Annotated in this window: 17 protein-coding genes; 2 read left to right on the top strand and 15 right to left on the bottom strand. The window is 39.8% G+C overall.

The genetic code is table 11. The annotated features are described in order from the left end of the window. Window positions 1-90: 90 nt before the first annotated feature. From FLP15_RS06375 to FLP15_RS06350, 6 genes are all read right to left on the bottom strand, one after another. On the bottom strand, window positions 91-1,920 hold the full coding sequence (locus FLP15_RS06375) for a heavy metal translocating P-type ATPase (protein WP_142767453.1): 1,830 nt from the start codon (window positions 1,918-1,920) through the stop codon (window positions 91-93). A gap of 231 nt (window positions 1,921-2,151) precedes the next feature. Further along, a complete protein-coding gene (locus FLP15_RS06370) occupies window positions 2,152-3,252 on the bottom strand; it encodes a lactate oxidase (protein WP_142766421.1) in 1,101 nt (366 codons plus the stop codon). Between the two features lie 595 nt (window positions 3,253-3,847). Next, window positions 3,848-5,236: a class II fumarate hydratase gene (locus tag FLP15_RS06365; protein WP_142766420.1), complete on the bottom strand. Its 1,389-nt coding sequence runs from the start codon at window positions 5,234-5,236 to the stop codon at window positions 3,848-3,850. Continuing rightward, window positions 5,229-6,863, bottom strand: a complete 1,635-nt coding sequence (locus tag FLP15_RS06360) for an NAD-dependent malic enzyme (protein WP_142766419.1) — start codon at window positions 6,861-6,863, stop codon at window positions 5,229-5,231. The genes FLP15_RS06365 and FLP15_RS06360 overlap by 8 nt, the downstream gene beginning before the upstream one ends. 81 nt (window positions 6,864-6,944) lie before the next feature. Beyond that, entirely contained in the window at window positions 6,945-7,607 is a 663-nt protein-coding gene (locus FLP15_RS06355; protein WP_142767452.1) for a YoaK family protein, read from the bottom strand. A 1,088-nt stretch (window positions 7,608-8,695) separates the two neighbouring features. Beyond that, window positions 8,696-9,178, bottom strand: a complete 483-nt coding sequence (locus FLP15_RS06350; RefSeq protein ID WP_142766418.1) for a phage tail protein — start codon at window positions 9,176-9,178, stop codon at window positions 8,696-8,698. A gap of 1,363 nt (window positions 9,179-10,541) precedes the next feature. Here FLP15_RS06350 and FLP15_RS06345 point away from each other — a divergent pair. Continuing rightward, entirely contained in the window at window positions 10,542-10,760 is a 219-nt protein-coding gene (locus FLP15_RS06345; RefSeq protein WP_142766417.1) for a zinc ribbon domain-containing protein, read from the top strand. A 314-nt stretch (window positions 10,761-11,074) separates the two neighbouring features. Further along, window positions 11,075-13,069: an ABC transporter ATP-binding protein/permease gene (locus FLP15_RS06340; protein WP_142766416.1), complete on the top strand. Its 1,995-nt coding sequence runs from the start codon at window positions 11,075-11,077 to the stop codon at window positions 13,067-13,069. 57 nt (window positions 13,070-13,126) lie between these two features. Here the strand turns inward: FLP15_RS06340 and FLP15_RS06335 are convergent, their stop codons facing one another. The 9 genes from FLP15_RS06335 to FLP15_RS06295 form a co-directional block, all read right to left on the bottom strand. Continuing rightward, window positions 13,127-13,963, bottom strand: a complete 837-nt coding sequence (locus FLP15_RS06335) for a DUF368 domain-containing protein (RefSeq protein WP_142766415.1) — start codon at window positions 13,961-13,963, stop codon at window positions 13,127-13,129. Window positions 13,964-14,112: 149 nt separating this feature from the next. Beyond that, a complete protein-coding gene (locus FLP15_RS06330) occupies window positions 14,113-15,894 on the bottom strand; it encodes an ABC transporter ATP-binding protein (protein WP_142766414.1) in 1,782 nt (593 codons plus the stop codon). Between the two features lie 15 nt (window positions 15,895-15,909). Further along, window positions 15,910-16,578, bottom strand: a complete 669-nt coding sequence (locus tag FLP15_RS06325; protein WP_142766413.1) for an SGNH/GDSL hydrolase family protein — start codon at window positions 16,576-16,578, stop codon at window positions 15,910-15,912. A 28-nt stretch (window positions 16,579-16,606) separates the two neighbouring features. Next, a complete protein-coding gene (locus tag FLP15_RS06320; protein ID WP_142766412.1) occupies window positions 16,607-17,095 on the bottom strand; it encodes a flavodoxin domain-containing protein in 489 nt (162 codons plus the stop codon). A gap of 80 nt (window positions 17,096-17,175) precedes the next feature. Further along, window positions 17,176-18,111, bottom strand: coding sequence for a MarR family winged helix-turn-helix transcriptional regulator (locus tag FLP15_RS06315; protein WP_142766411.1), 936 nt, complete (start codon window positions 18,109-18,111; stop codon window positions 17,176-17,178). Between the two features lie 860 nt (window positions 18,112-18,971). Beyond that, window positions 18,972-20,693, bottom strand: a complete 1,722-nt coding sequence (cydC, locus tag FLP15_RS06310; protein ID WP_142766410.1) for a thiol reductant ABC exporter subunit CydC — start codon at window positions 20,691-20,693, stop codon at window positions 18,972-18,974. Next, window positions 20,683-22,569, bottom strand: coding sequence for a thiol reductant ABC exporter subunit CydD (gene cydD / locus FLP15_RS06305; RefSeq protein WP_142766409.1), 1,887 nt, complete (start codon window positions 22,567-22,569; stop codon window positions 20,683-20,685). Before cydD ends, cydC begins: the two co-directional genes overlap by 11 nt. Before the next feature lie 1,109 nt (window positions 22,570-23,678). Further along, window positions 23,679-24,674, bottom strand: a complete 996-nt coding sequence (gene cydB, locus FLP15_RS06300) for a cytochrome d ubiquinol oxidase subunit II (protein WP_142766408.1) — start codon at window positions 24,672-24,674, stop codon at window positions 23,679-23,681. Beyond that, a complete protein-coding gene (locus tag FLP15_RS06295; RefSeq protein ID WP_142766407.1) occupies window positions 24,674-26,161 on the bottom strand; it encodes a cytochrome ubiquinol oxidase subunit I in 1,488 nt (495 codons plus the stop codon). Before FLP15_RS06295 ends, cydB begins: the two co-directional genes overlap by 1 nt. Between the last annotated feature and the right edge of the window lie 67 nt (window positions 26,162-26,228).

Genomic DNA, 26,228 nt, shown 5'->3' with positions numbered 1-26,228 from the left:
ATCCACCTTTTGAGTAGGCTGCTTCAAAATCTGTTTTTTGCAGACGAACGTACATTTCAAAGTTGAGCCAGTATACTACAAAATCCTGTTTTATTGATAACGAACGAGACGCATTGCATTTAAGATAACGACTAAAATGCTGGCTTCATGAACAAACATTCCACTTGCCATCGTCACACCACCAAGCATTAATCCTATCAGTAAAAAGAGGACGACAGCAACAGCGATGATGATATTTTCTGTCATATTGCGCACTGTAGCTTGGGTAAGTCCATAAGCGTGTACTAGCTCGGTAAAGCTAGAATTCATAAGGACAATATCACTTATATCAATTGCCACATCGGTTCCAGAGCCCATTGCAATGCCGATATCAGCGCTTGCTAACGATGGACTATCATTGATTCCATCACCGATAAAAGCAATTTTTCTTCTCTCCCGTTTTAGTCGTTGGATGATTGCTGCCTTTTGTTCAGGAAGTAATTCAGCATGGACCTCGTCAATCCCTAGCTGTCTCGCAACAACTTGAGCGGTGGCAACATTGTCACCTGTCAGCATAATCGTGCGCGAAATTCCTTGCTGACGAAGTCTTGTCAGTGCTGACAGAGCTTCTGGACGAACCTTATCAGCAATCGCATAGATGATTTTGAGCTGACCGTCTTTTGCTATGAGTACCGTTGATGCACCTTGATTTTGAAAGTTTATCAAGTCTTCATGTTGAGCTTCTGTCAATGAAATATTATTTTCTGTCAGTAATTTTTCATTTCCAATGAGTAAGTTATCAGTAGAAATTCCTTGACCTTTAATGACAGAAATTTCATCAGTACTGGCAGCACTAAAAGTACCGATATAACGAACGATGGCACGTGCCAACGGATGGTCGGACTGACTTTCTACCGTCGCAATGCGGTCTGTCAGCGCTGACAAAGTCTTTTCAGTAAGTCCATAAGTCTTGGCAGCCACAACCTCAACATTGCCAAGCGTCAACGTCCCTGTTTTGTCAAAAACGAGCGTATCAATCTTGCTAAAGGTGTGCATCACATCGCCTCCTTTAAGCAAAACGCCATGTTTTGCCCCATTGCCAATTCCAGCGACATTGCTGACAGGTGCACCAATCACAAGTGCCCCAGGGCAACCGAGTACCAAAATCGTGATAGCCAATTGAAAATTGCGTGTCACCGCAAAAATAAGTAATGCAAGAATCAATACCGCTGGTGTATAATATTTTGCAAAACGATCAATAAACTTTTCAGCAGGAGATTTTGCGTCTTGTGCTTCCTCGACAAGCGCTATAATCTTACCAAAAGTCGTATCTTCACCTATCTTTTTAGCTAAAATGTAAAGACTGCCATTTTCAAGCATTGTTCCTGCAAAAACTTTATCGCCACTATTTTTCTTGACACTTCTAGATTCCCCTGTAATACTTGCTTCATTAACATAGCCTAAACCATTGATAACACTCGCATCCACAGGAATTTGTGCCCCTGTCTTGACTAACAGCTTCTCTCCAATTTTGACTTCGTCAATATCAATGCTTTCTCCAGAAGCAAGTGTAGCAGTCGTTGGTGCCATTTGAGTCAAATTTTTGATTGACGAACGCGTTTTGCTCAATGTCCATTTTTCCAAAAAACTACCAAAAGTAAAAAGAAAAGTCACAATTGCACTTTCATCAAATTCGCCAATCGCAAAAGCACCAATCACCGCAATCAAGACAAGCAAATCAATCGAAATGACTCTTGCTCTAAGTGCCTGCACCGCGTGAATCAGCACAGGTACGGCACCTAGAACACTTGCTAAAATCATTCCAAGTAAATACAGACCTTCCACTTGCAGCCCTCGTCCAATAAAAGCAAGTGCAATCAAGCTAGATGAGCTCCACATCATTTTTGTACTATTTTTCTGGATAAATCTTTGAAATCTCATCATCAAGACCTCCTTCTTTTTGGTGACTCCATTCTAGCATCACAAATAAAAATAAAGATTGATTCCCATCAAGAAACAAAAAAAGTCTGAATACTCTTAAAGAAGTTCAGACTTTTATTTTTTAATGCTGCTTTAGCAGCTTACAGCCAATGGACAGCATAGCCATCTAATAATTTTACTGCGTAAAATTAAAGGTGGACTATTGGACTATTATAAGTAGTCTTCTCACGACTAATCAATCAACGCTGTATTTTTTACCTCATCAATCGTTTTAGTCCCTGCCAGTTGCATAGTGATTGAAAGTTCCTTATTGAGATGTTCAAAAACAGATTGAACACCCAATGCACCGCCAAGATTTAATCCATAAAGAACAGGGCGTCCAACAGCAACAAGATCTGCCCCACTCGCTAGTGCTTTAAAGACATGCTCTCCGCGGCGAACCCCACTGTCAAAAACAACTGGTACGCGCTTATTTACTACTTTTGCAATTGCTGGCAATACATCAAATGAAGCAGGTCCTCCATCCAATTGACGTCCACCATGATTAGACACCCAAATGCCATCGGCGCCAGCTTCTATCGCAAGCAAAGCATCATCTGGCGATTGAATTCCCTTGACAAGAACAGGTAAACCTGTAATCGCTTTAATTTTTTGAATATCTTCTAATACCAAACCTTGTTTTGCAGCCGCATAAATCTCACCAATCCCTTTACCTGTACCATCAGACTCAGAAAAAGCAGCTAGATTAGGCATGGGAAGTGGAAATTGGAAATGATTGATAACATCCTCTTCACGATAACCACCCAAAGTTGAGTCAGCCGTCAAAATAATGGCCTTTACCCCAGCTTCTACCGCCTTTTTCAGCAAAAATTCATTAAAATGGTCATCTTTACTCATGTAAAGTTGGAAAAACTGAGGAGCACCAGGCGCTACTGCTGCCGCCTCTTCAACAGACGTACTCCCATAGGTACTAATTGAAAACAATGAGCCAACTTCTGCCATTGCCTTTGCCGTGTCAACTTCTCCCTTCATATGAGCAAGTCCCTGTGCGGCAACTGGAGCTTGAATGATTGGTGTCTTCAAATTTATCCCAAAAATTGATGTACTCAAATCTGCTGAATCTACACCGCGCAAAACCCGTGGAACAATTTTTTTATGATTGAATGCTTTGGTGTTTTCTACCATTGTCCACTCATCTTCGGAGCCACCTCTGATATAACCAAAGGCACCTTTATTTCCCTGTGCCTCCATGCGCTCTTTCACACGTGTTTCCAAAGATTTGATGTTGACAATTTCTACTTTTTCTTCATCTGAACTTGTGATATAAGCCATTTTTCTCCCTCTTTTTCTTCATAATGATAACAACTTATCGTTTACGTTTGTAAACTATACTTTATATTTTATCACTTTGAAAATCAATGTCAAGAATTTAATACAGCACATCACATCTTTTAATTACTTTTATAAATTTAGATTCTGGTGTAAACGATTTGACGCTCCAAAAAACTTAAGAATGTTCCTAATACTGTCTAACTTTTAAATGTCTCATTTAGAGATTATTTCGCTGCGCTACGTTGTCGATGCTCGCTATGCGACTAAATGCTTTGCCTTTTGCTCTTACCATTTCGTCTTGCCAGCTTTGCTGGCTTAGAACGAATGGATAGCGGAGTGGAGCGAAGATGCAAGCTTTAGCAGCTAGCTTCGCATGACCATTGGCTGTAAGGCACTAAAGTGCCAACGCCAAATGGCAATCAAACGGACAGCGGAGCAACGAAGTTGCATAGACCGTTCGCAGAACGGCGTGCGAAGCACGTAGCACCATAGCGAGGACAGCGCGGGGATAGTGAAATCGACAGCGGAGCAAAGCGGAGATAGAGCAAAGTTGGCAAGACGAAATGGTAAGAGCAAAAGGCAGTATCTTTGCAGTTTATTCTTTTTCTGACCTTTCCAAATTTGTCATAGCCGCAAAATCCATCCATTGCTCAAAATCAGAGGGACTCACTAAACCGGAAGAAATTGCGGCTGCTTTAAGTGTTAATCCTTCTGTTTCTGCTTTTTGGGCAATTTCGGCAGCAGCATGATAACCAATGTGTGGAGAAAGTGCAGTAACTGTCATCAATGAGTTTTCTAGCAGTTCCTCCATACGCCTTTCATTAATTGCAAGACCTGCTATGGTTTTTTGAGCAAAACCTATGATTGTGCCTGTGAGAAGTTCTGCAGACTCCAGAAAAGCTGCGATCAGAACAGGCTTATAGACATTCATTTCAAAGTTTCCTTGACTGCTCGCCATAGTGACTGTTGTATCATTTCCAAAAACTCGCAAAACAGCCATTGTCAATGCTTCTGCCTGTGTTGGGTTGACTTTGCCGGGCATGATAGATGAGCCTGGTTCATTCGCTGGAATGTTAAACTCGCCATAGGCAGCACGCGGTCCCGAAGCTAGAAAGCGAATATCGTCTGCAATCTTCATCAGGTCTGCTGCAAGTGTTTTAATCGCTCCATGAACAACGCTCAAGCCTGAATGATGTGCTAAACCATAAAACTTATTGGATTTTGCACTGAAAGGAAAACCATAAAGCGCTGAAATCTTTATCGCAATACATTCACCTAGCTTAGGATTTGCATTGAGCCCCGTTCCAACAGCCGTCCCTCCTATCGCAAGTTCATAAAGTGTCGGACGCAATTGTTGCAAATAGACTAAATCATGTTTTAATGCTGAAATGTAACCTGAAATTTCTTGCCCAACGGTAAGCGGAGTCGCATCTTGTAAATGTGTACGTCCAACTTTTACAATCGTCCAAAATTCTTCTTGTTTCACGCGCAAGCTGTCAATTAATGTCTGTACTGCTTGCTCAAGCTTTGTAGTAGCTTCAACTGCTACAATATTCATCGCTGTTGGAAAAATATCGTTGGAACTTTGTCCACGATTAACATCGTCATTTGGCAAAATCGTAAGCTGCGAAGTGCTTGCTAAATGAGCGACAACTTCATTGACATTCATATTGGTCTGAGTGCCTGAACCTGTTTGATAGATGGATAATGGAAAATCAGCCCTAAGCTCACCATCTGAGCGAAGCAAAAGCTCCTCAATTGTTGTCGAAATAGCGTCAGATTTTTCTTTCTCAAGTTGTCCTAGCACAGCATTTGAAATTGCTGCGGCTTTTTTTAGGTTCAAAAGTGCGCGAATCACACCTAGAGGCATTTTTTCTCCTGTTGGAAAATTTTCCAACGAACGTTGAGTTTGTGCTTGCCAATTTGCTTCTAGTGGTACTTTGACTTTTCCTAAAGTATCATATTCATCGCGAGTTTCAGTCATATCTTGGGCTCCAAATCTCTTGCTCTACAGCTTTTTGTACATCTTGAATTTTTCTTGTTGCAACACCATCATCAATTGCCGCTTGAACGACTGCTTGGGCAACATAGCGTGAAGCTTCACGGACGAACTTTAATGGGGGTAAAATTGGCGCTCCAAGCTGACTCAAATCTTGCAACGAGGAAATCGCACCCGCTGCTTTTGAGAGCATATTTTCTGTGACTGTACTTGCTTTTGCAACAACAATCCCTAAGCCTAACCCTGGGTAGAGCAGTGCATTATTCGCTTGACCAATCACATAAGTATGCCCCTCAAAAAAGACTGGACTTGATGGGCTACCTGTCACAACAAGCGCTTTTCCATTTGTCCATTTAATCAAATCCTCTGCTGTTGCTTCGCAAAGTTTGGTTGGATTCGAAATCGGTAAAATCGCTGGACGTTCATTGAAATCAAGCATCTTACGCACAGCTTCTTCGGTAAATGCCCCTGGTTGTCCAGAACAACCAATCAAAACTGAAGGTTTTACTGCTTCAATAATTTCTGTCAGTACTGACAAACCTGCAAGTAGAGACTCTCTTCGTGCATAACGTTTTTGACCTTCTGTCAGTGCTGACAAACTTTGTGTAACAAGTCCAAAGCGATCAACGATATAAATTTTATCGTAGGCTTCACTTTCTGTCAGACCTGTCAGCATTAATTCACAACGAATCTGGTCGGCAATACCGATTCCTGCGGTTCCTCCACCGAATAGAAGATAGCGATGTGCATCAATCGTTTTTTCTGTTACTTCAGCAACTGCATAAACTGCTGCTGCCATCATAATTCCAGTCCCCTGAATATCATCATTAAATGTTGTGATTTTGTCCTGATAAGTTTCTAAAATTGTTGCTGCATTTCCTCGTCCAAAATCTTCCCAATGGAACAAGACATCAGGAAATAGTTGACTCGCAACTTTGACAAATTCGTCAATGTAAGCCAGATATTCTCCACCTGTTTTACGCTCCACTTTTTTTCCGATATAATCTGGGTCGGCAAGCAATTCAGGATTTGCAGTCCCATTGTCAATGACAACAGGAAGGACACGTCTGGGGTCAAGACCTGATGCAACAGTGTAAACCGCCAATTTTCCGACTGAAATCATGACACCGCCTACACCCCAGTCACCAATCCCAAGCACACCTTCTCCGTCAGTAATGACCATCACATCAACAGCATCAAGGCTTGCAGCAGCTGATTTTAATGCTTCCTCAATCCGTTCGGGATGTGCGGTGTCCAAATATGCTGCATCATGAGGCAATACAAAATCACGCGAAAAATGAGTCACAGCATCCGCAATGGTTGGCGTATAAATGACGGGAAGCAACTCCTCTGTATATGCCCCCACAATCGCATAATACAAGGTGCGATTTGAATTATAAATTGACATGAGATATTGATTTTTTGCATAATTTTCTGTCAATGCTGACAACTTTTTGTAAGCACGATTAACCTGTTCAGATAAGGTTTCAACAGCTGCAGGCAAAAGTCCATGCAAATGTAATCTCGTCCGTTCTTCATCAGTAAATGCTGTCCCCTTGTTGATAAATGGTTCTGTCAGCACATTTTTCCCGTAAGTTTCATTTTTTTCCATAAGTAAATTTTAACATTTATAAATAAAAAAAAGCCAAAAAATTTGGCAATTATTTTTTAATTTCATCAGTTCATTCGGAAATCACATCACCTCAAAGCGAACAATCAAATAAGCGAGGCCAATAAAAATCGTAGAGCCTATCATCGTCCAGTTGCCCATCACGTATCCAAGCAAAGTCGCAACCATAGCCCCCGCAAAAAATATCCCAATCAAAAGCGCATAAATCCCAACTGGTCTTAGATTCTCTTTATCTTTTGTGATAAAAAATTGTGCCAGCTTCGCTGCCATTGATTTCATGTTTCCTGTCATGAAAATACTTCCGTAAGCAAACCCATGAACTTTCGTAAATGCATCATATTGTATTGACATGAAATAACTGAAAATCCCGACATAGAGCGATACAGGAAGTTGCAATCCCAAACCATAAGCGAGCGCAAAAATCGTCACACCCACCCATTGAATAAAAAGTAGATAAGTCGCATCAAAGCGGTGTCTTTTCATCAAATAATTAGAATAAATGCCCCGTGTCATCACGCCTAGTACAAAGAAAATCATTGGAATCGCGAAGTCCCAAAAGCGCGCAAAATTCCCCTGCGCCATATTAATCCCAGCCTGTATCAAATTCCCTGACTGCGCCCCAATGAAGCGTTCATCAAAATGAAAAAATGAAAAACCATCCATAAAACCCGCGTTTAAAGCAAAAAGCAAAGCAATTCGAAATTTCTCTTTAATCTGTGTATCCATACCTATGATTATAACAGAAATCATCCCAAATGCCATTTTATCAAAACAAGTGCGTGCTAAGTCAAACAGTATTAATCCGTTTTTATTGAAGTAAGTGCGTGCTATCTCCGCCCTTCGGGCTACGCTGTCGATGCTCGCTAAGGCTCTACGTGCTTCGCACGCCGTTCTACGAACGGTCTACGTAACTTCGTTGCTCCGCTGTCCGTTTGATTGCCATTTGGCGTTGGCACTTTAGTGCCTTACAACCAATGGTCATGCGAAGCTAGCTGCTGAAGCTTGCATCTTCGCTCCGCTCCGCTATCCATTCGTTCTAAGCCAGCAAAGCTGGCAAGACGAAATGGTAAGAGCAAAAGGCAAAGCGCCCAGTCGCAATCGCAACACCCCTATACCTCCTAGGTAGGGGATAAAGCAGCACTATCTCCGCTTCGCTCCGCTGTCCATTCGCTCTATCTCCGTTTCACTGCGCTGTCGATTCTCGCTACGGCACGAACGTGCCTAGTCGAAGTCGCAACTCGCTAAAGCGATAAGGCGAAATGGCAACTTTGAATTTCGTCCGACTGCCCTAGGGCGTTAGTGCTTTAGCGCTTGCGATTTGAGCTTGTTGCTTTAGCAACTTAGCGAAATTGACAGCGGAGCAAAGCGAGATAGGCTTCTGGGACAAGACCACTTCGCCTTGCGACTTTAGTCGCTTGCGATTTGAACTTGCCACTTTAGTGGCTTAGTGAAATCGATAGCGTAGCAAAGTGGAGATAGAGCGAATGGATAACGAAGCGAAGCGGAGGTGTAACCTCATATCGAAGATGTTAAACAGACTGTTGCAGCTTTAGCTGCGTACAGGTCGCTTAGTTGTTACACCTAGAGGTTGTGTCCTAAATTCAGTGGTGAGTTGAAACTCCCACTGAATAAGTCTTTACTTCACTCCATTCCATCAAAAAAATTTACTGACAGAAAGTAAAATATGCTGACAAAAAAGCTGTCAGCACACTGACAGACTTTTCGCACCGCTTAAAAGTTCTACGCTGTCAATACACAGCCTGCTAGTTGTAATCGCACTGGGTAGAATTAAAGATGAACTAGTATAAATCAAATCATAGCCACTCTTGTTTCACAGTAAAAAATGACCCTCGCACTTCTCCAGCAAGCTTTGAGCGTTGACGTGCAAATTTGAATTTCCCTTCAAGTTCTGACGGAACTTCCATCCCTACTGACAGCTTGATTCCAACCGCACGTTTAGGTTTTTTCCCTTCAACCGCTGGTACTTTTTCATAAAGCAAGTTCAGTACCATCCCATCCTCATAGTAAAACTCTGGCCAAAACACCTGTTCATCCTCATAAACAGCCACCTCAAGCAATTTTGCAGAAAAAACCAAATCACGTTCTTCCTTCAAGATTTTTGTCATCAACTCAACCAACTCAGGCTTTTCGTTTGCAGGATATGTGACATATTCAAACTTATATTTATTCCAAAAATAACGTGCCTCATTCGCACGTAAACCCGCTAAAGCCTCTGCTACAGGTGAATTTTCAAAACCAATCGTTTCCACCTCTTTAAAATTAACTTTATACACCATTGACTTGCTCACTTTCTTTTATATAAAAATATTATAACAAGATGTAAGTACGATTAGCAAGAAATGATGAAAAATAGAAACACTAAGAACAGGTTATTTTTTATTCATTTCTAATCATACACATTCAATTATACCAAGATACGAGCAACACCATCAAGAAGCGTAGAGAAATGCCATTTGACTCTTTGTGCTTTGCCTTTTTCTCTTGCTGCTTTAGCAGCTAAGCAAACGGACAGCGAAGTACTGAAAGCACGTAGATAGAAAATGTGGTTCTGCTCGTAGAGCAGGTCTCATTTTGTCTTTTCTCATAGCTTCTGGTGTTGCGAACTCAATTCTATCAAAAAAATAGCTCAAAATATGATACCTTTTCACTTCCAACTATTCCATTAGGAGCTAAAGTCCATCTTACATCAGAAGTTCACTTGTTTTATCTTCCTCTCACTCCGTTATCCATTCTCAAATCTTTTTGCATTGGAATCTTCTGTATTTAGCAGATTTAGAAGTAAACTCAGTCCAAACATCTGTCAGTAAATTATTATTGACAAAAAGAACTTAGAATTGTAAAATAAATTAAAACGTTTACAAGAACCTCTGCCAAATGATTAAAAAATATTCATCATTTGCGCTATAATAAAATTACTAACTGATTTTGGAGACATTAGACTAGCACTTATTCACAACTTATAAGACCTTAAAGTAGTTAAACATCTAACTCGCTCTTGTGAATCTATCACATTATAGCGGAAGATAATCTTATAAATTAAACAATCATACATAGTATAAAGAGCACTCCAAACATCTTGTAATAGAGCTCGACATCCACAAAAACGAATAACAATCGTTTCTAAGCACTCGAACTCATATCTTAAATACTGCTTGACCTTTGAAGTGATTACTTCATTGGTGGGGATTCTTTCTCCCTCACCAATGTTAGGGCACAACCTCACATCAAAGATATGAGGTCACACCGTAGCGAAGCTTCGTTATCCATTCGCTCTATCTCCACTTTGCTACGCTATCGATTTCACTAAGCCACTAAAGTGGCAAGTTCAAATCGCAAGCGACTAAAGTCGCAAGGCGAAGTGGTCTTGCCCCTGAAGTCTATCTCGCTTTGCTCCGCTGTCGATTTCGCTAAGTTGCTAAAGCAACAAGCTCAAATCGCAAGCGCTAAAGCGCTAAGACCTTAGGGCAGTAGAACGAAAGCGGAGCTTAGTGCTGCTAAGTTAAACATTCAACTTAAAAGTCAAGTTGTCAAGAAACGCAAATCATTTCTTGCACTAGCGCAAAGCAGTATATCTGCAGTTCATCGCATGCTCTTTCGACAAAAGACCATGAAATGAAACGAGTATAAGGAGGAACAATCATGAACGGCTATCAACAACAATACGTCTGCATCAAATGCGGCAATCACAACTTTGAACAAGACCAATTACAAGCAACAGGTGGCGATTTTTCAAAACTATTTAACGTCCAAAACAAAAAATACATTACCATCTCCTGTTCACAGTGTGGTTACACCGAACTTTACAAAGCTCAAACCAGTACAGGCATGAACATTTTAGACTTTTTGTTCAACGGATAATCTTGAAAATAATTTTCAAAATAAGACTTAGGTCTTATTTTTATTTATGAAATTTAAGGTACAATTAAAAAGTAGTATAATTTTATTGAAGCAAGTGCGTGCTAATACTCCGACCTCTTAGGTCGGAGATAAAGCAGCACTAAGCTTTGAATTTCGTCCGACTAAATTCAGTGGCGAGTTGCCCTTTTATCAGTCGCTTCAGCGGCTAGAGAAAATGGACAAATGTTTTACGAAACTCCCACTGAATAAGTCTTGACTTCAGGGTTGACGAGTCAATCCACCTTAACAACCTATTTAGAAAAGAGAAATTATTTATGCCCGTCTTGGAACTAAAAAATATCAAGAAATCTTATTTTCTTGGAAAAGATGAGTTTCCCGTCCTGAAAGGAATCAACCTCGAATTTGAACGTGGTGATTTCGTCAGCTTACTCGGAGAATCTGGAGGAGGTAAATCCACTCTGATGAACATCATCGGTGGACTTGACCGTAAATACGAAGGTGACGTGCTCGTTGATGGCATTGCTCAAAAAACCAAAAAAGAAAAAGACATGGACGCATATCGTAGGGATACCATTGGCTTTATCTTCCAATCTTTCAACCTCGTGAGCTATCTCAGCGTTCTTGACAACATCCTTGTCAGCCTCAAAATGACCGCCTTATCAGAAAAAGAACGTCATGCGCGTGCGATTGAACTCACCAAACAAGTTGGGCTATACGAACATCGTAAGAAAAAACCTGCTCAACTCTCTGGCGGACAAAAACAACGTGTAGCGATCGCTCGTGCCCTTGCTTCTGACCCTGAAATTATCCTTGCAGATGAACCAACAGGTGCGCTTGATTCACAAAATACTAAAGAAGTCCTCGCCATTCTTCGTGATATCGCTCAATCTGGCAAAACAGTAATCGTCGTTACTCACTCGCAAGAAGTTGCAGACTATGGCACACGTATTATTCATTTGGCAGATGGTGTGATTACTGGAGATGAGCGACTCAAAGCACCCTATCCAGCCGAACCTCACACCCGAGTAAATTCAAAGGCGCTCTCTTTTGGAGACACATTTAAAACCGCCTTTAAACATTTTACAAATGCATGGAAAATCAACCTCCTCATCGCAATTGGGACAGCTATCGGTCTTTTCTCCGTCATCTTCTTCCTCGGTTTAGGAAATGGTGGAACAAAATACATGAACGACCAAGTCACCTCTATCGCCAATCCAAACGTTGTAGCGGTCGTTAAACGTGGACCAAATAATACAACCAAAAATAATCAAGAAGCGTGGTCAAATGCCAACCAAAACATGGCACAAAATGCAGATGACTTCAAACTAACAAGCTCAACCATGAGCCAACTTAAAGCCATTGATAACGTTAAAGATATTCAATCCATGTATGTCATCGGAACACCAACCACTGTAAAACTCGGAGAAAATAGCGGACACATTTCTCAAATTCAAAGCTGGACTGCACTTTTCCAAGAATCCAGCCTAGATGCAGGTAAAAAACCAAGCAAAAATGAAATTGTCCTTCAAGAATCCGATGTTCGTTCTCTTGACCAAAAAGCCTTTGAAAACAAAGACTGGAAATCCATGATTGGCAAAACAGTTGACGCAACATTCACACTGACAACAAGCACGGGACCAAAACAAGTCACACAAAACTTGAAAATCTCAGGAATTATGCAAAGTGTCCCTGGTATGGGTGCAGCAATGTCCAGTGACACAATGAAATCGCTCTTTGAAGCAAATAATTACTCAACTGACCCATTCTTCGCTGTCATCACTGCTAACAACAGTAAAAATGTTAAGCAAGTAACAAAAGACATCGAAAACATCAAGTCAGATGGTAAAAAAGTCTTTGCTACAAATGGTGTAGGGTCAATCCTTGATACTATTAACAACATCACAGGCATCGTCACTACAGTTCTTGCTTCTGTCGCTGGTATCTCACTCGTTGTTTCAATCTTCATGATTGTTGTCATAACCTATATGTCAGTTGCAGAACGTACAAAAGAAATCGGGATCATTCGTGCAATGGGTGGACGTAAAAAAGATATTTCTCGCTTGTTCACAGCAGAAAGTCTTATCCTCGGTCTATCTTCTGCTATACTCGCTATCGCCCTCGCCTTTATCGGTCAATCAGTGATTAATGCAGCCCTTCACTCACTTGTTGGAGGAAACATTGTTGCTATCACGCCTTATCATATCATCGCAACAGTGATTATTGCAGTAGTTATTGCACTAGTTGCAAGTCTTGCCCCATCAGGTCGTGCCGCAAGACTTAATACCATAGAAGCACTCGCTACTGAATAAAAAATCAACTTTATCATAACAGTAAAAAAACCTCTATCTGCAGATAGAGGCTTTTTATTATTTATATTTTTCTTCCAATCCTGACATCCAAAGTCCAAGAAGAACGCCGACTATAGAACCAATAATTACAAATATGAATGTCACAGGTGTCGCTCCCAAGTACGAAATTGATTCTTCAACTTTCACATTTGGAATCAAAATAAGCAGCGTTGAAGCAGCAACAATCCCAATAATAAAATGATAAACTCTAGAATGTGCGATTTCTAATAAGTGTTCCATCCCCTTTGAGAGAAGCAAAATTGCCAGAATCCCTCCTATTGCAATCGGAAGAAAAACCATCAAATCAAAAGATTTAAATCCAGTCAACATCGGTGTATAAAGTCCTAAAATCAATAACAAATTAGATGGTGAAAGTCCTGGTACTAAAACACCCAATGCAATCAAAACACCAGCCAAAATAAATGTTAAAAAGTTAGCGGGCAAATTGCCCAAAATATATGGTAAAGCATAAAGTAAAACACCACTCACAACAAAAGTTCCAAGTAACCAAGTCCAGTCCACTTTATCTCGCTTTTCCTTGCTTTCAGACTCCTTCCATAAAGCAGGTAAAGAGCCTATGATTGCTCCTGCAAATGTCCAGAGGACAATGACTTTATAATGTACCAAAAGCCACTCTAATGGTGCAGACAGAAGCCCTATTCCAAGAATTCCTCCAATACCAACAGGTAGAAAAAAAAGAAAATTTCTCATAAAATCGCGCCGAATATGAGCTAAAAATGAGAGTAACCTTTCATATATTCCCAATATTGCTGCTAAAACCCCACCAGAAACTCCTGGTAAAATAAAGCCTAAAGCAATTATCACACCTTTCACCATTCGAATTAACCAAGACATATCGTTCTCCAATTTTATTATCGTATTCTTATTATTTTAACAAAAAAAGAGAAGCTGGTAAACCTATTTCCTATTTTTTGACAAGTTTTCTCGTTCTTTTTAATCTCAAATAAAAAAACATATGGAGAATCTCCATATGTTTTTTAGTTTCATTCTCCAACGGTGAGTTGTTCAGAGACATATTTTGCATAAAGCGGATGACTTTCAACAAGCTCGGAGTGTTTTCCTGAACCTGTCACTTCTCCTTTTTCAATAAAGTAGATATTGTCTGCATCCACAATCGTTGAAAGTCTATGGGCGATAACGAGTGTTGTACGACCTTTCATCAAACTATCCAGTGCACGTTGCACCATTGCTTCAGATTCTGAGTCCAAGCTTGCAGTAGCTTCATCAAGCATCAAAATTTTAGGATTTCTAAGAAAAGCACGCGCAATGGCAATCCTCTGACGTTGCCCACCAGAAATTTTCACACCACGCTCTCCAACTTGAGTATCAAGCTGCTCTGGCATAGCTTCAACGAAACCACGCGCGAAGGCAAGTTCTAGCACTTTCCAAAGTTCTTCATCTGTAAATTCACCCTCAAGACCATAAGTCAAGTTTTCACGGATAGTTCCTGCCATAATGGCGCTATCTTGTGATACAAAACCAATTTGGCTACGCCAACTTGAGAGTGAAATATCAGAAATGTCTTGACCTGCAATAGCAATTTTTCCTGATGTAGGTTGATAAAAACGTTCAAGAAGTGCAAAGAGGGTTGATTTCCCTCCACCAGAAGGACCAGCAAAGGCAACAATGGTGTTTGGTTTTGCTTCAAAACTAATATTTGTTAGAATTTTTTCTTCACCATCGTAGCTGAAGTTAACATTGTTAAAGTTGAGTGTTTTACCTTCTAAATTGACTTCGTTACCACGATGAAGTACTTCTTGATTTTCAGCAAGAATCTCTGTTAGGCGAGCTGTTGAACCTGAAGCCTTTGCAAGTTCAGTAAAAAATTGGGCAACTGTAGGAACGGCTCCAATCAGATTCATCAGATACATCATCATGCCGAGTAACACTCCAAGTGACATCACCCCTGTACTGATAAGATATATTCCATAGGCAAGAAGTCCAAAGATCATTAACATCATCATCAACATCATAACTGGTGACATTAATCCATCAAAAACTGCTTCTCGTACTCCTACTTTATAAAGTGCATTAACATTTTTCTCTGCACGCTTTGACGCTTGTCCTTCAGCATTTGAACTTTTTACTAAACGGATTTCAGCCAAACTTTCATTTGCAATCCCCTGAAAATCCGCCAAACTATCTTGTCTCGCATGACCAATTTTTTGTCCAAACATCATAATGGGAAACATTACAATCATGACCACAGGTACAGCAATAACCATTGCAAGTGTCAATCGCCATTGCATTTGAATCATAAAGACAATTGAACCAATTAAGAGCAAGATTTGTGTCAAAGCATTTGGAATACTATTGGCGATAAGCTGTTTTACTTGTGTTGTGTCATTAGCGAGTCGTGAGGACATCTCACCTGTTTTGACTTCATCATAATATTTAACAGGGAGATGAATCATTTTATCCCATACACGAGTACGAAGATTTTTCACAACTGATTCTCCGAAGATACCCAGTACAATTGCTGCTCCAGCAGACATTAATGCTGCTAAAATATAGAGAATAATCACAAGAGCGACTTGCCCTGCATCAACCCCTTTTGAAAAGCTATTGACGAGTGGAGTTACCATTTTTGGCACTTGTAGCTGGATAAGTGTACCGACAATTCCAGCAGCAATACCAAGAATAAAGAATAGATATCTTGGTTTTGCATTACGGACTAATTTTATAAAATTTTTTAATGATGTCTTATCGACACGTTTTTTTCCTTTTTCAAGTTGACGTGTTGCCGCGCTTCCTGGACGTTCCATTATTTTCTTCTTCTTTCACAAATATTTTTTGAGATTATTGAGGACAATCTCATAGCCATTTGGCAGCATATGGGCGCCATCAAAGGTCAGTTCTTTTTTTAAATTACCTGATTGGTCAGCTAAATCTTCATTTGCATCAATAAAATGAAAATTGTACTTCCCAGCAAGTTTTGCGATTTTATCGCTTGCATCTTGAAACGCTTCATTACTCCGTGTTTCAAATAGAGTTTTCTCGTCCATATCATTTCCAAACGCTACGTTATTAATCGGATAGTAGCGCATAACATAAACTTCACAAAGAGGGAGCTTTTCTTTTATCTGGCGAAGAATTTTGTCATAATTTGAGAGAAATTCGTTTTCTGGAACTTGAAATCCAATATCATTTGTACCGATATTGATAAAAATTTTACTCGGTGCAAGATCAAAAATCTGAGTATTGATATGTTCAAGTAAAAAATGAGTGGTTGTAGCTCGAACAGCACGATTGTAGATGTGCTTGCTAAATTTGACTTTGCCTTCTGCTTGCCACTGCTCAATTGGAAAAATCTCCATAAGTGAACTTCCGACAAAAAGGATTTGCCCTTTGGGAATGTTTTGATTTTCCTTATCATATTTTTTAAGTAAATTATTTTGAAAGGCTTCAAGTTGAGGGTTTAACGTTAACGCTTTGGTTTCTTCTGACATTTTTTCTCCACAGGTGTAAAGCAGCTGATTATGTCCAGCTTGCTTTTTTGAGTTGTTCATTAAAATTTTGTGGTGCATCAGCTAAAAATTCAATCGGATGCTTTTTACTTTCTAGCTTGACCATTGATTTGGCAATGAGTTTATCGTGCCAACCAAAAGGAGATAGATTGTTCACTTCTCCACCAAAATTTTCGATAGCAATTGCTTTATTACGCAAAGCTTCTGGAATTTCTCTTGTAATCACTTTATTGAAAGTATCATACTCCACCATTGTAACAAAGGCAGCGAATGGTTTATCTTGTAAAATGCTCAAATATGTTTTGATGAAATTCTTCACTGATGGTTCAAATTTATGACTATAAACTGGACTTGCAATGATAATTGCTTCAAAATCTGCTGGATTCACTTGCTCTGCATTTAAGTCTACCAGTGTGACATTATTTAAGTGAATGGCGAGCTGTCTCGCACATTTCGCTGTATTGCCTGTTTTTCCTGCATAGGCGATAAGAGTTTTCATAATTTTTCCTTTTAATAGAGATAATTATAAGTAGCTTAGTAAAAATTACTTTTAGTTGGAAGTTTTAGAAGTGGGTAATATTAGAAATCATCCCAGTTTTCTGGTCCTTTTGGTTCTTTATCTTTATCAAAACCAGGCTGGCTACGGAAATCTTCGCGTTTGCGATCGAAGTAGCCTCTTGGACCTCCATAGCCATGACCATCATCAAAACCATGACCATCCCAGCCTTCACGATCGCCAAATCGGTTTTTCATTTCATTTGAAAAGTTTTCCCAGTGTTCATTGAAATCAGCATCGTCACTACCGCCAAAGTTTTTACGGAAACTATCTTTCATCATTCTGCCAAGATTTTTCCAGTCTTCACCAAACGGCATTGAATCACGCATTGCACGGCGCATATCATTATTGGCGCGTTTCATATCACGTCCTTGACGTTGCATTTCACGTTGCCAATTTTGCATTTCACGACGCATATGATTTCCGAAAACATGACGGTCATGGGCGTTTTGGAGATTTTCCATCATTGGGTCGCCAAACATCCGTGCCATCCTTTGATAGTCTTTTTCATCTTTTGGATTATTGTTTGCAACGAGTTTTTCCATCAAGTCTAAGAGTTGAACTTGTTCTTCATCTGTCAAACTGCCAAAAATATTTTCTGATAAGTCATCATGAAACTCTGCACGTTCTTCTTTAACTGCACGGCCTTTATCAGTTAGGAAAACGCGACTGACACGTTTGTCATTTTCATCTTGATGACGCTCAACCATTTGGGCTTCTTCAAGTTGTTTGACTTGGGCAGTCACACTTGAAGGTTTTATATCAAGGAGTTCAGCGATTTCAGCATTGGTAAGACCGTCTTTATTCCATAGCTCGACAAGTAATCCTTGGGCACCGTTGCGATTGCCGCGATTTTTCATTTGATTAGAAATTTTATCTGCGCGCAAGGCAAATAAAACATTGGGATTACGTAAAAGTTTTGAGAAAAGGTGTAATAAGTTATTTGTTTTTTCAGACATAATTAAATTCTCCTTTAAGATTTTTGTGTCATTATAAGTTGTTCTGTAATTAGAATGTTCTGGTGCACTTTTCGTGCCAGAACAAGTGCGAAACACCATAAACCGTTGATACTTTTTACAATGGTTTAACTATAGTGTTGTGAGCTGTTCATCGAAGGCGAATGCCAAGAGTTCGTTGGGTCTCTCGATAAGCCGGATGAGCAGTTTGAATTTTTGTATTAATCTTTTAATCATCATTTGCTCTCCTTTAGAAGTATGAATCCAATGCTCTGAAAGATTGTATTGACTAGACTAGCTTTAAATAGCACGACGTCTATTCGTTTTATCTCCGCTTTGCTCTGATTCCGATTTCACTATCTCCGCAACTTCGTTGCTCCGTTGTCCGTTTGATTGCCATTTGGCGTTGGCACTTTAGTGCCTTATAGCCAATGGTCATGCGAAGCTAGCAAGCAAAGCTTGCATCTTCGCTCCGCTCCGCTATCCATTCGTTCTAAGCCAGCAAAGCTGGCAAGACGAAATGGTAAGAGCAAAAGGCAAAGCACCTAGTCGCAGTGGCAACCCATTGGGTGAAACAACTAGCATATCCGTTGCTGCTTTAGCGCAAATGGATATCCTATAAAGTGGCAAGTTCAAATCGCAATCTGCTAAAGCCTCAAGATGAAGTACCTAGTTAGTCTGCTTTTTGTAAATTCAATATCGTAATCTTTGATTTTGTATTAATCAGAGAGAAAGTGGATTTCTTAATTAGTTAGTTTATTATTTATTTACCTAACAAAAAAGATTATAATTCATTTATTTAGTTTTGTCAACCATAAAACTAAATAAATTTAAAAAATCAGCCCTTCGGCTGATTTTTCATTTTATTCATTTCCTAAATCCAACTGATAAAGTTGTTTAAATGTTTCGTTGGATTCCAATAATACTGCTGGTTTACCATCAAATTTTATCTTTCCTTTTTCAAGGAAAACTACTCTATCCATATGATGCACTCCAAGTAAATGGTGTGTAATGAAAATGATAGATTTATCTCGGAGTCTTTCAAAAAATAGACTTAACAGTTGATTCTCTGTAATCGGGTCAAGAGATACTGTTGGTTCATCAAGAATGACCATTTCTACGTCTGACAGTAGAATTCTTGCTAATGCTAGACGTTGACGCTCACCTCCTGAAAATCGTGTTCCTGCTTCATCTACTGGTTCTAATAAACCTTTAGGTAGACTTTCAACCATTTTACGAAGTCCAACAAGTTCAAGTGCTTCCCAAATTTCTTCATCAGTAGCATCAAGTTTTGCTAATGTCAGATTGGAGCGCAAACTGGTCGCAAAAAGATAAGGGGATTGATTGATAACACCTATTTTAGCTTCAATATTTTTTGCTTTATGGGGTTCAATCCCTCCGAAACGAATCGTCCCAGCTTGAGGAACTAAATCACCTCTGACTAGGCTCGCAAGGGTTGATTTACCAACACCTGAACGTCCTAAAATAGCGATATGTTCTCCTTTTTCAACTTCAAGACTAAAGTGATCAAATATTTTTTGATTTTCTTCAAAGCCAAATTGTATATTTTGGATAGATAAGTTAACGCTTAAAATTTCGGCATCTCTCTTTTCTTCTACTGCATCTGGAAGTTCATTGAGACGTTTAACTGAGTCGCCATAACGTTGTGTTTCCACAATAGCATCAGATAGAGGGGAAAAAGCATCAAATAATGGAAAAGCGGCAAGACTGACAGCGGCAATATAATTGGGGGCATCGCCCGTATTCAAACTTCCTGATGACCAAAAGACAAGGTAAATGACCAAGGCGCTATAAACGACTTGTAACACGAGATTTCGTCTACGACCGAAGGCAAGTAATTTTGCTTGTATTTTACGTGCAGAAGATTCTGATTCTAAATACGAGGTCATGAAATCTTTTTTTCGTCCTGAGAGTACCCAGTCTTGCAGACCTAAGATGTCATCTGTTAAATGTGAGAAAAGTTGATTGCGATAATGTTTGAGTTCTTCGTCTAACTTGACCGTAAACTTGAATGAGAGATAAGGCAAAACAACGATTAAAACTCCCAAGAATAAGGCAAGACCCAATGCCAGAAGAATGGAGAAAAAACCACTCGCAATCACTAAGGCAACCGATAAAGTTCCTGCAATCAAAACAGGAAAAAGTGTCCGCAAGAATAAATCTTGTAAATTACCAATATCTTCGTTTAAGATACCAAGTAAGTCGCCAAGTTGATAACGCTCAGAGAGATTAACCGCTGTTTTTTCAAGTCTGAGGTAAAGTTTCTTTCGCAACAAGCTCGTAATTCGTAAAATCCAGTTGTGTGAGGTCAATCGTTCAACATAATGCACAACAGGCCGTCCAATTCCGAAGATACGTACAAATAGTACTGGAACGTAAATCATCAGAATATTTTCAGGTTTTGTGGCTGATTTTGAAATGACATAACCTGATGTGAACATCAATAGTCCTGCCATAGATACTGTTACTGTACCAAGAAAAATCGCTAAGATAAAGCCACTACGGTATTTCTTTAGAAATGGAGAAATCCAATCATTTCTGAATAAAATGTCTTTAAATTTCATCAGTATCATTCTCCGTTTCTTTTGTCAGTGAGCTGACAGCGCTGTCAGGTTCTTTTTTTACTGACAGATTTTCTGTCATCTCCGTACCTTTGGTACTCGAATGTCCACTCTCGCTAAGCGACTGAAGTCGCAAGTCGAGTCGCAGTACTGATGGTACTGTTTGCAGATCGCTCCCGCGCATTTCTGTCAGTAACTTTTGGTAATAAGGATTAGTTTTTGAAAGTTCTTGGTGAGTGCCGATACCTTCTACTTTTCCTTCATTGAGAACAATGACCAAATCCATTGATGATAGCCAGTGCAGGCGGTGTGTTGCGAGGAAAACGAGTTTATGATCAAGCAGTGGTAAAATATTTGCCTTGATTTCCAACTCAGTTTCAATATCAAGATGAGCTGTAGGCTCGTCTAAGAGCAAAATATTTCTTGATTGGCTCAAGAATGCCCTTGTCAATGCAACACGTTGTGCCTGACCTCCTGAAATAGTACGCCCTCCTGAACCAATTTTACCATCAAGACCTATTGATTTTACAAGCTCTGTCAATCCTGCAAGTTCTGACGCAGCAAATATTTCTTCGTCAGTTGCTGACGGCTCATAAAATGCTAAATTTTCACGTAAAGTTCCTGAGAAAATGTAAGTGTTTTGCGGGATAAATTGAACAGATTCACGATATTTTCCGTCAGTAAGTGTTGTCAATTCTTGTTGATTGAGCAAAATTTTCCCTGATGTCGGTGCTAGAAAACCCGCTAACATAGAAAGCAAAGTGGTTTTTCCTGAACCAGAGCTACCAACAAGGGCAACTTTTTTAAAGCCTGAGAGTGAGAATGATACATTTTCTACGCCTCGTCCTGTTTCATAAGTTTTTGACAAGTCTGCAATAGTAAGTTTGGAATCATCCGTCCATCTGACTGGTTCTGTCAGTACTGACAGCGTTTCTTCTTCTACTGACAGCATTTGATTGACTGCTTCGAGGGCATTTTTTCCGTTGAGTGTGGCATGGTAATCACTTGCAAAATCACGTAAAGGCAAGAAATATTCTGGTGCCATAATTAGAGTTGCTAAAGCTGGGAACAGCAAAATATGACCATCCATAAGCCGCAAACCAAGAAAAAGTGCTACTGTTGCTACCGACAAGCTAGAGAAGAAATCAAGCGCAAAAGTGGATAACATCGCCATTCGCAAGGCTCCCATTGTTTCACGGCGAAATTCTTCTGACGTACGGTAAATTGAACCAGCGTACTCTTTTGATAACCCAAAATACTTCAGAGTGGAAATCCCACGCAATGAATCAAGAAAATGGTTGGACAAAAATTGAAAAGTTTTATATTGCCGGTTTGCTCGTCCTTGTGCAGCATAACCCAACAAAATCATGAAAATAATGGCAAATGGAAATGTGATGATAAGCACCAGACCACTTTCCCAGTCCAAAAATAAAACAGGAATCAAAATTAGAATAGGTACAATCATCATGTTTAGCACTTTTGATAGCACTAACTTGATATAGTTCTCAACTTGATCAATCCCCGTAATTACCGTTGTCGCACTTGAACCTGACCCCAAATCTGCCACACTTGAAGGGCCTAAACGGAAAAATTTTTCCAACATATCACTGCGAAGCTTTGTTGCCAAACGATAAGCAAGACCATCTAACGCTTTTGAACGAACAAAATTAATGAATTCACGGCTCAAAAAGCAGGCCAAAAATCCCAATATCATTGGGACTGCCGTCATAAAATTTTGTCCTTGCCAAAGTTTTGTAATCGCTTCCGCCATAAATAATGCCTGACCACAAATTACTGTTGCCTGTACAACTGCTAAAATTCCCAAAACAGGGAGCATCTTACGCACTCCAGGCAAATTAAAAAGAGATTTATCAATCATATTCTAGTTACTGAAGTTTTTTATTACTGACAAGAACCGAAGCCCTTGGTTCAATGCTCATCTTGATTACATTGAACTGACAGAAATTCTGTCAGAGAATAAATATTTTTACTTACAGTTTTTTTCTCCTGAAATCTACATTTTTTGATACTTCTTGTGAAATAACTTCTCTGATTTTCCTGTCATCTACGCTAGCGCTCCGAATGTTGATTCTCCACAAGTATCCGTAGAACATTTGTCCTCTATTCGTAAGTCAGCAGAGCTGACAACGATAGAGGCATTCGCTCTATCTTCGCTTTGCTACGTTGTCGATTTCACTATCTCCGCAACTTCGTTGCTTCGCTGTCCGTTTGATTGCCATTTGGCGTTGGCACTTTAGTGCCTTATAGCCAATGGTCATGCGAAGCTAGCAAGCAAAGCTTGCCTCTTCGCTCCACTCCGCTATCCATTCGTTCTAAGTCAGCAAAGCTGGCAAGACGAAATGGTAAGAGCAAAAGGCAAAGCACCTAGTCGCAGTGGCAATCCACTGGGTGAAACAACTAGCATATCCGTTGCTGCTTTAGGACCAACGGATATCCTATAAAGTGACCAGTCAAAATCGCAGTATACTGACAAAAAGTATCATCAAATTATTATAACAATTTACAACATGATATGAAAATAACTGGCTTAACCAGTTATTTTAACTTAGCAAGTGCGTGCTAATTCCCCCACCTCTATAAGGTGGCAGGATAAGCAGCACTAAGCCCTGCTTTCGTTCTACTAACATTAGTGGGGGAAAAGAATCCCCCACTAATGAAGTAATCACTTCAAGATATGAGCTCACTTATCCCTGAAGTCTCTCTCGCTTTGATATGCTATTGATTTCGCTAAATTACTACGTACTGCGAACGGTCTACGCAACTTTGTGCTCCACTGTCCGTTTGATTGCCATTTGGCATTGCCTCTATTCTTATCACTTTAGTGACTTAGAGATAGAGGACAAATGTCCTATGGTCATGCGGAGCTAGGAGCTAAAGCCCAAGAGCAAAAAGCAAAGTAATAAGCTCAATCGCGAGCACCAAAATGCAAGACTTTGGGACAGGCTTTCGAAATCAATTTTCAGTTTGTTATTTTTTGATTCTCTTTCTGAAGACATAGTAAGTCCAACCAATATAAACAAGAACAAAAGGTAAGATACACAAAGTCACAATCGTCATTGCTGTTAAAGTATAACCTGTTGAGCTTGCATTTTTAATCAAAATGCTATGTGCAGGGTTCGTTGCAATCATCACTCGTGGGAAAATTCCTTGAAAAATCAAGGCAACTAAGGCAACAAAAGTCAAACCTGAAGCAATAAATGCTGTCATTTCTTTTTTCGCACGTACAGCCAAATGAGCAACAACTGTTAGCGCAACGATAGCTACCAAGAGTACCAATGTCCCAACAAAATGTTTTTCAAAGAAATCTGTAAAAATGGCAAGCAAGATAGCAAAGACGACTTCACCCGCATAAAGTACAAAGTACAAAATATTAGCTACTTTAGCACTACGAACACGTAAATCTCCTTCGGTCTTCAAAGCAAGATAATTTAGTCCATGAAGCCAAGCAAGTAAAAGCACAGCGACACCACCAACTACCGAGAGTGGATTGACATAAGTTGTAAATGTTGCAGATACATTTCCATGTGCATCCATCGGAACGCCTTGAATCATACTTGTAAACATCAAGCCGAAAAGGAACGGAATAGCAAAACTTGCTACACCAAGCGTTTTCGTCCAAAACATTTTCCCTTTTTCAGAATGTGAATGATGACGGAACTCAAAAGTAACACCACGGAAAATCAAGCCAACCAAAATCAAAAATAAGATAAGATAGAAACCTGAAAATAGTGAAGCATACCAATAGGGGAATGACGCAAACATTGCACCACCAGCTGTCAAAAGCCATACTTCATTCAAATCCCAAACTGGTCCAATAGAGCCAATTGTTTGTTCAATTTCACGTTTATCTTTTGCTATTGTAATTGCGCTCATCCCTACGCCATAGTCGAAGCCTTCGAGGAAGAAAAATCCGCTAAAAAGTACACCAACAATGATAAACCAGAAAAGTTGTAATCCTGTCATTATTTATTAGCCTCCTTGTCTTCATTTTCTTTTGAAGTTTCCTCTTCATCTTGCGTGTCTTGCCTACTAAAAGATTCTTTATTGAATGGGTCTAACTCAACATAAGCTGTTTCCGCACCCTCTGTTCCTTTTCTCATACGTTGAACCGTAAAGTAAATCATTACACTTCCAAGGAAACAGAAGAGTAGGAAATATACGATATTTGAAAAGAGCAATGAACCAACAGAAACATTTGGAGATACTGAATCACGAATCGTGAACAAGCCATAGACTGTCCAAGGATAACGACCAAGCTCTGTGACTAGCCAACCTGATGTAATTGCGATAAATGGCGCATAGAGGAACCACCCATAGATGTGCAACCAAGGGCGATTTTCATAAAGCCATGGTTTTTTCTTCCGTGTCCAGAAAAGTCCCAAAGCTGACAACAGAATCATTAGCATTGAGATACCAGCCATAATACGGAAAGTCCAGAAAAGTGCATTGATTGGCGGAACAAAGTTACCATGCAACTCTTTGGCAGCTTCAGGATATTTTTCTGCCAATTTTTTGTTAAGCTCTTGGACACCTTGAATTGGAGGGTTCTTGCTTGATGGAGAATGATAAGTCAATATTGATAGCATATAAGGGACATGGATGCCAAAAATTTCTTCCTTATCTGCTTGATTATAAAATCCAACCATTGCCCATTCTGCTGGGTTTTCAGTGGTTGTCATTACTCCTTCTGCCGCAGCAAATTTCATCGGTTGAGAATTTTTAACCTCAATCATTTGTTGGTCACCAGCAACAAAATTACCTACTGATGCAATCAAAGCTACAAGGAGTCCCAAGCGCAGTACAGGCTTGAACATATCCACTTCTCTATTTTTAAGAATTTGGAAACAAGCAATACCCGCAGTAATAAATCCACCTGTCAATAGAAATCCTGTTGTGACATGGGCAAATTCTAAAATAGTCTGAGGATTGGTCAACAAAGCACTAAAACTAATCAGCGTTGCACGTCCACCTCTTACAGCATAACCCACTGGATTTTGCATCCAAGAGTTCGCTGCAAGAATCCACAGAGATGAAAGGAAAGTTCCGACAAAAGTTACCCACAGTGTAGCATTGTGCAATTTCTTGCCTAACTTATCCCAGCCAAACATCCAAACTCCAAGGAAGGTTGATTCCATAAAGAAGGCAAGAAGTGCTTCAACTGCAAGTGGTGCTCCAAAAATATCTCCAACATAACGAGAATATTCAGACCAGTTCATCCCGAACTGGAATTCTTGGATAATCCCTGTCACAACCCCAACGGCGAAAGACAGGAGCATGATTGACCCAAAGAATTTTGTCCGTTTTTTCCATTTTTCATCGCCAGTCTTGACGTAGATTGTTTCCATAAGCGCTGTCATGAAAACTGTCCCTACTGAGAGAGGCACAAAGAAAAAGTGGAAAACCGTCGTCATCGCGAACTGAAAGCGCGCGAGATTTTCAATGGTAAACATAATACCTCCATTTTTACTTGCTGAGATGCCTGTCAGTACTGACAGAACTCTATTACGAGAAAGATTT

The sequence above is a fragment of the Lactococcus protaetiae genome, assembly GCF_006965445.1.
Lineage (GTDB): Bacteria > Bacillota > Bacilli > Lactobacillales > Streptococcaceae > Lactococcus > Lactococcus protaetiae.
The sequence above is the reverse complement of the archived record's forward strand: the minus strand, read 5'-3'. Positions and strand labels throughout refer to the sequence as shown.

Coding starts and splice junctions, on each gene's coding strand:
- FLP15_RS06375 (WP_142767453.1), bottom strand. CDS start 1,920: ATGAGATTTCAAAGATTTATCCAGAAAAATAGTACAAAAATGATGTGG.
- FLP15_RS06370 (WP_142766421.1), bottom strand. CDS start 3,252: ATGGCTTATATCACAAGTTCAGATGAAGAAAAAGTAGAAATTGTCAAC.
- FLP15_RS06365 (WP_142766420.1), bottom strand. CDS start 5,236: ATGACTGAAACTCGCGATGAATATGATACTTTAGGAAAAGTCAAAGTA.
- FLP15_RS06360 (WP_142766419.1), bottom strand. CDS start 6,863: ATGGAAAAAAATGAAACTTACGGGAAAAATGTGCTGACAGAACCATTT.
- FLP15_RS06355 (WP_142767452.1), bottom strand. CDS start 7,607: ATGGATACACAGATTAAAGAGAAATTTCGAATTGCTTTGCTTTTTGCT.
- FLP15_RS06350 (WP_142766418.1), bottom strand. CDS start 9,178: ATGGTGTATAAAGTTAATTTTAAAGAGGTGGAAACGATTGGTTTTGAA.
- FLP15_RS06345 (WP_142766417.1), top strand. CDS start 10,542: ATGAACGGCTATCAACAACAATACGTCTGCATCAAATGCGGCAATCAC.
- FLP15_RS06340 (WP_142766416.1), top strand. CDS start 11,075: ATGCCCGTCTTGGAACTAAAAAATATCAAGAAATCTTATTTTCTTGGA.
- FLP15_RS06335 (WP_142766415.1), bottom strand. CDS start 13,963: ATGTCTTGGTTAATTCGAATGGTGAAAGGTGTGATAATTGCTTTAGGC.
- FLP15_RS06330 (WP_142766414.1), bottom strand. CDS start 15,894: ATGGAACGTCCAGGAAGCGCGGCAACACGTCAACTTGAAAAAGGAAAA.
- FLP15_RS06325 (WP_142766413.1), bottom strand. CDS start 16,578: ATGTCAGAAGAAACCAAAGCGTTAACGTTAAACCCTCAACTTGAAGCC.
- FLP15_RS06320 (WP_142766412.1), bottom strand. CDS start 17,095: ATGAAAACTCTTATCGCCTATGCAGGAAAAACAGGCAATACAGCGAAA.
- FLP15_RS06315 (WP_142766411.1), bottom strand. CDS start 18,111: ATGTCTGAAAAAACAAATAACTTATTACACCTTTTCTCAAAACTTTTA.
- cydC (WP_142766410.1), bottom strand. CDS start 20,693: ATGAAATTTAAAGACATTTTATTCAGAAATGATTGGATTTCTCCATTT.
- cydD (WP_142766409.1), bottom strand. CDS start 22,569: ATGATTGATAAATCTCTTTTTAATTTGCCTGGAGTGCGTAAGATGCTC.
- cydB (WP_142766408.1), bottom strand. CDS start 24,674: ATGACAGGATTACAACTTTTCTGGTTTATCATTGTTGGTGTACTTTTT.
- FLP15_RS06295 (WP_142766407.1), bottom strand. CDS start 26,161: ATGTTTACCATTGAAAATCTCGCGCGCTTTCAGTTCGCGATGACGACG.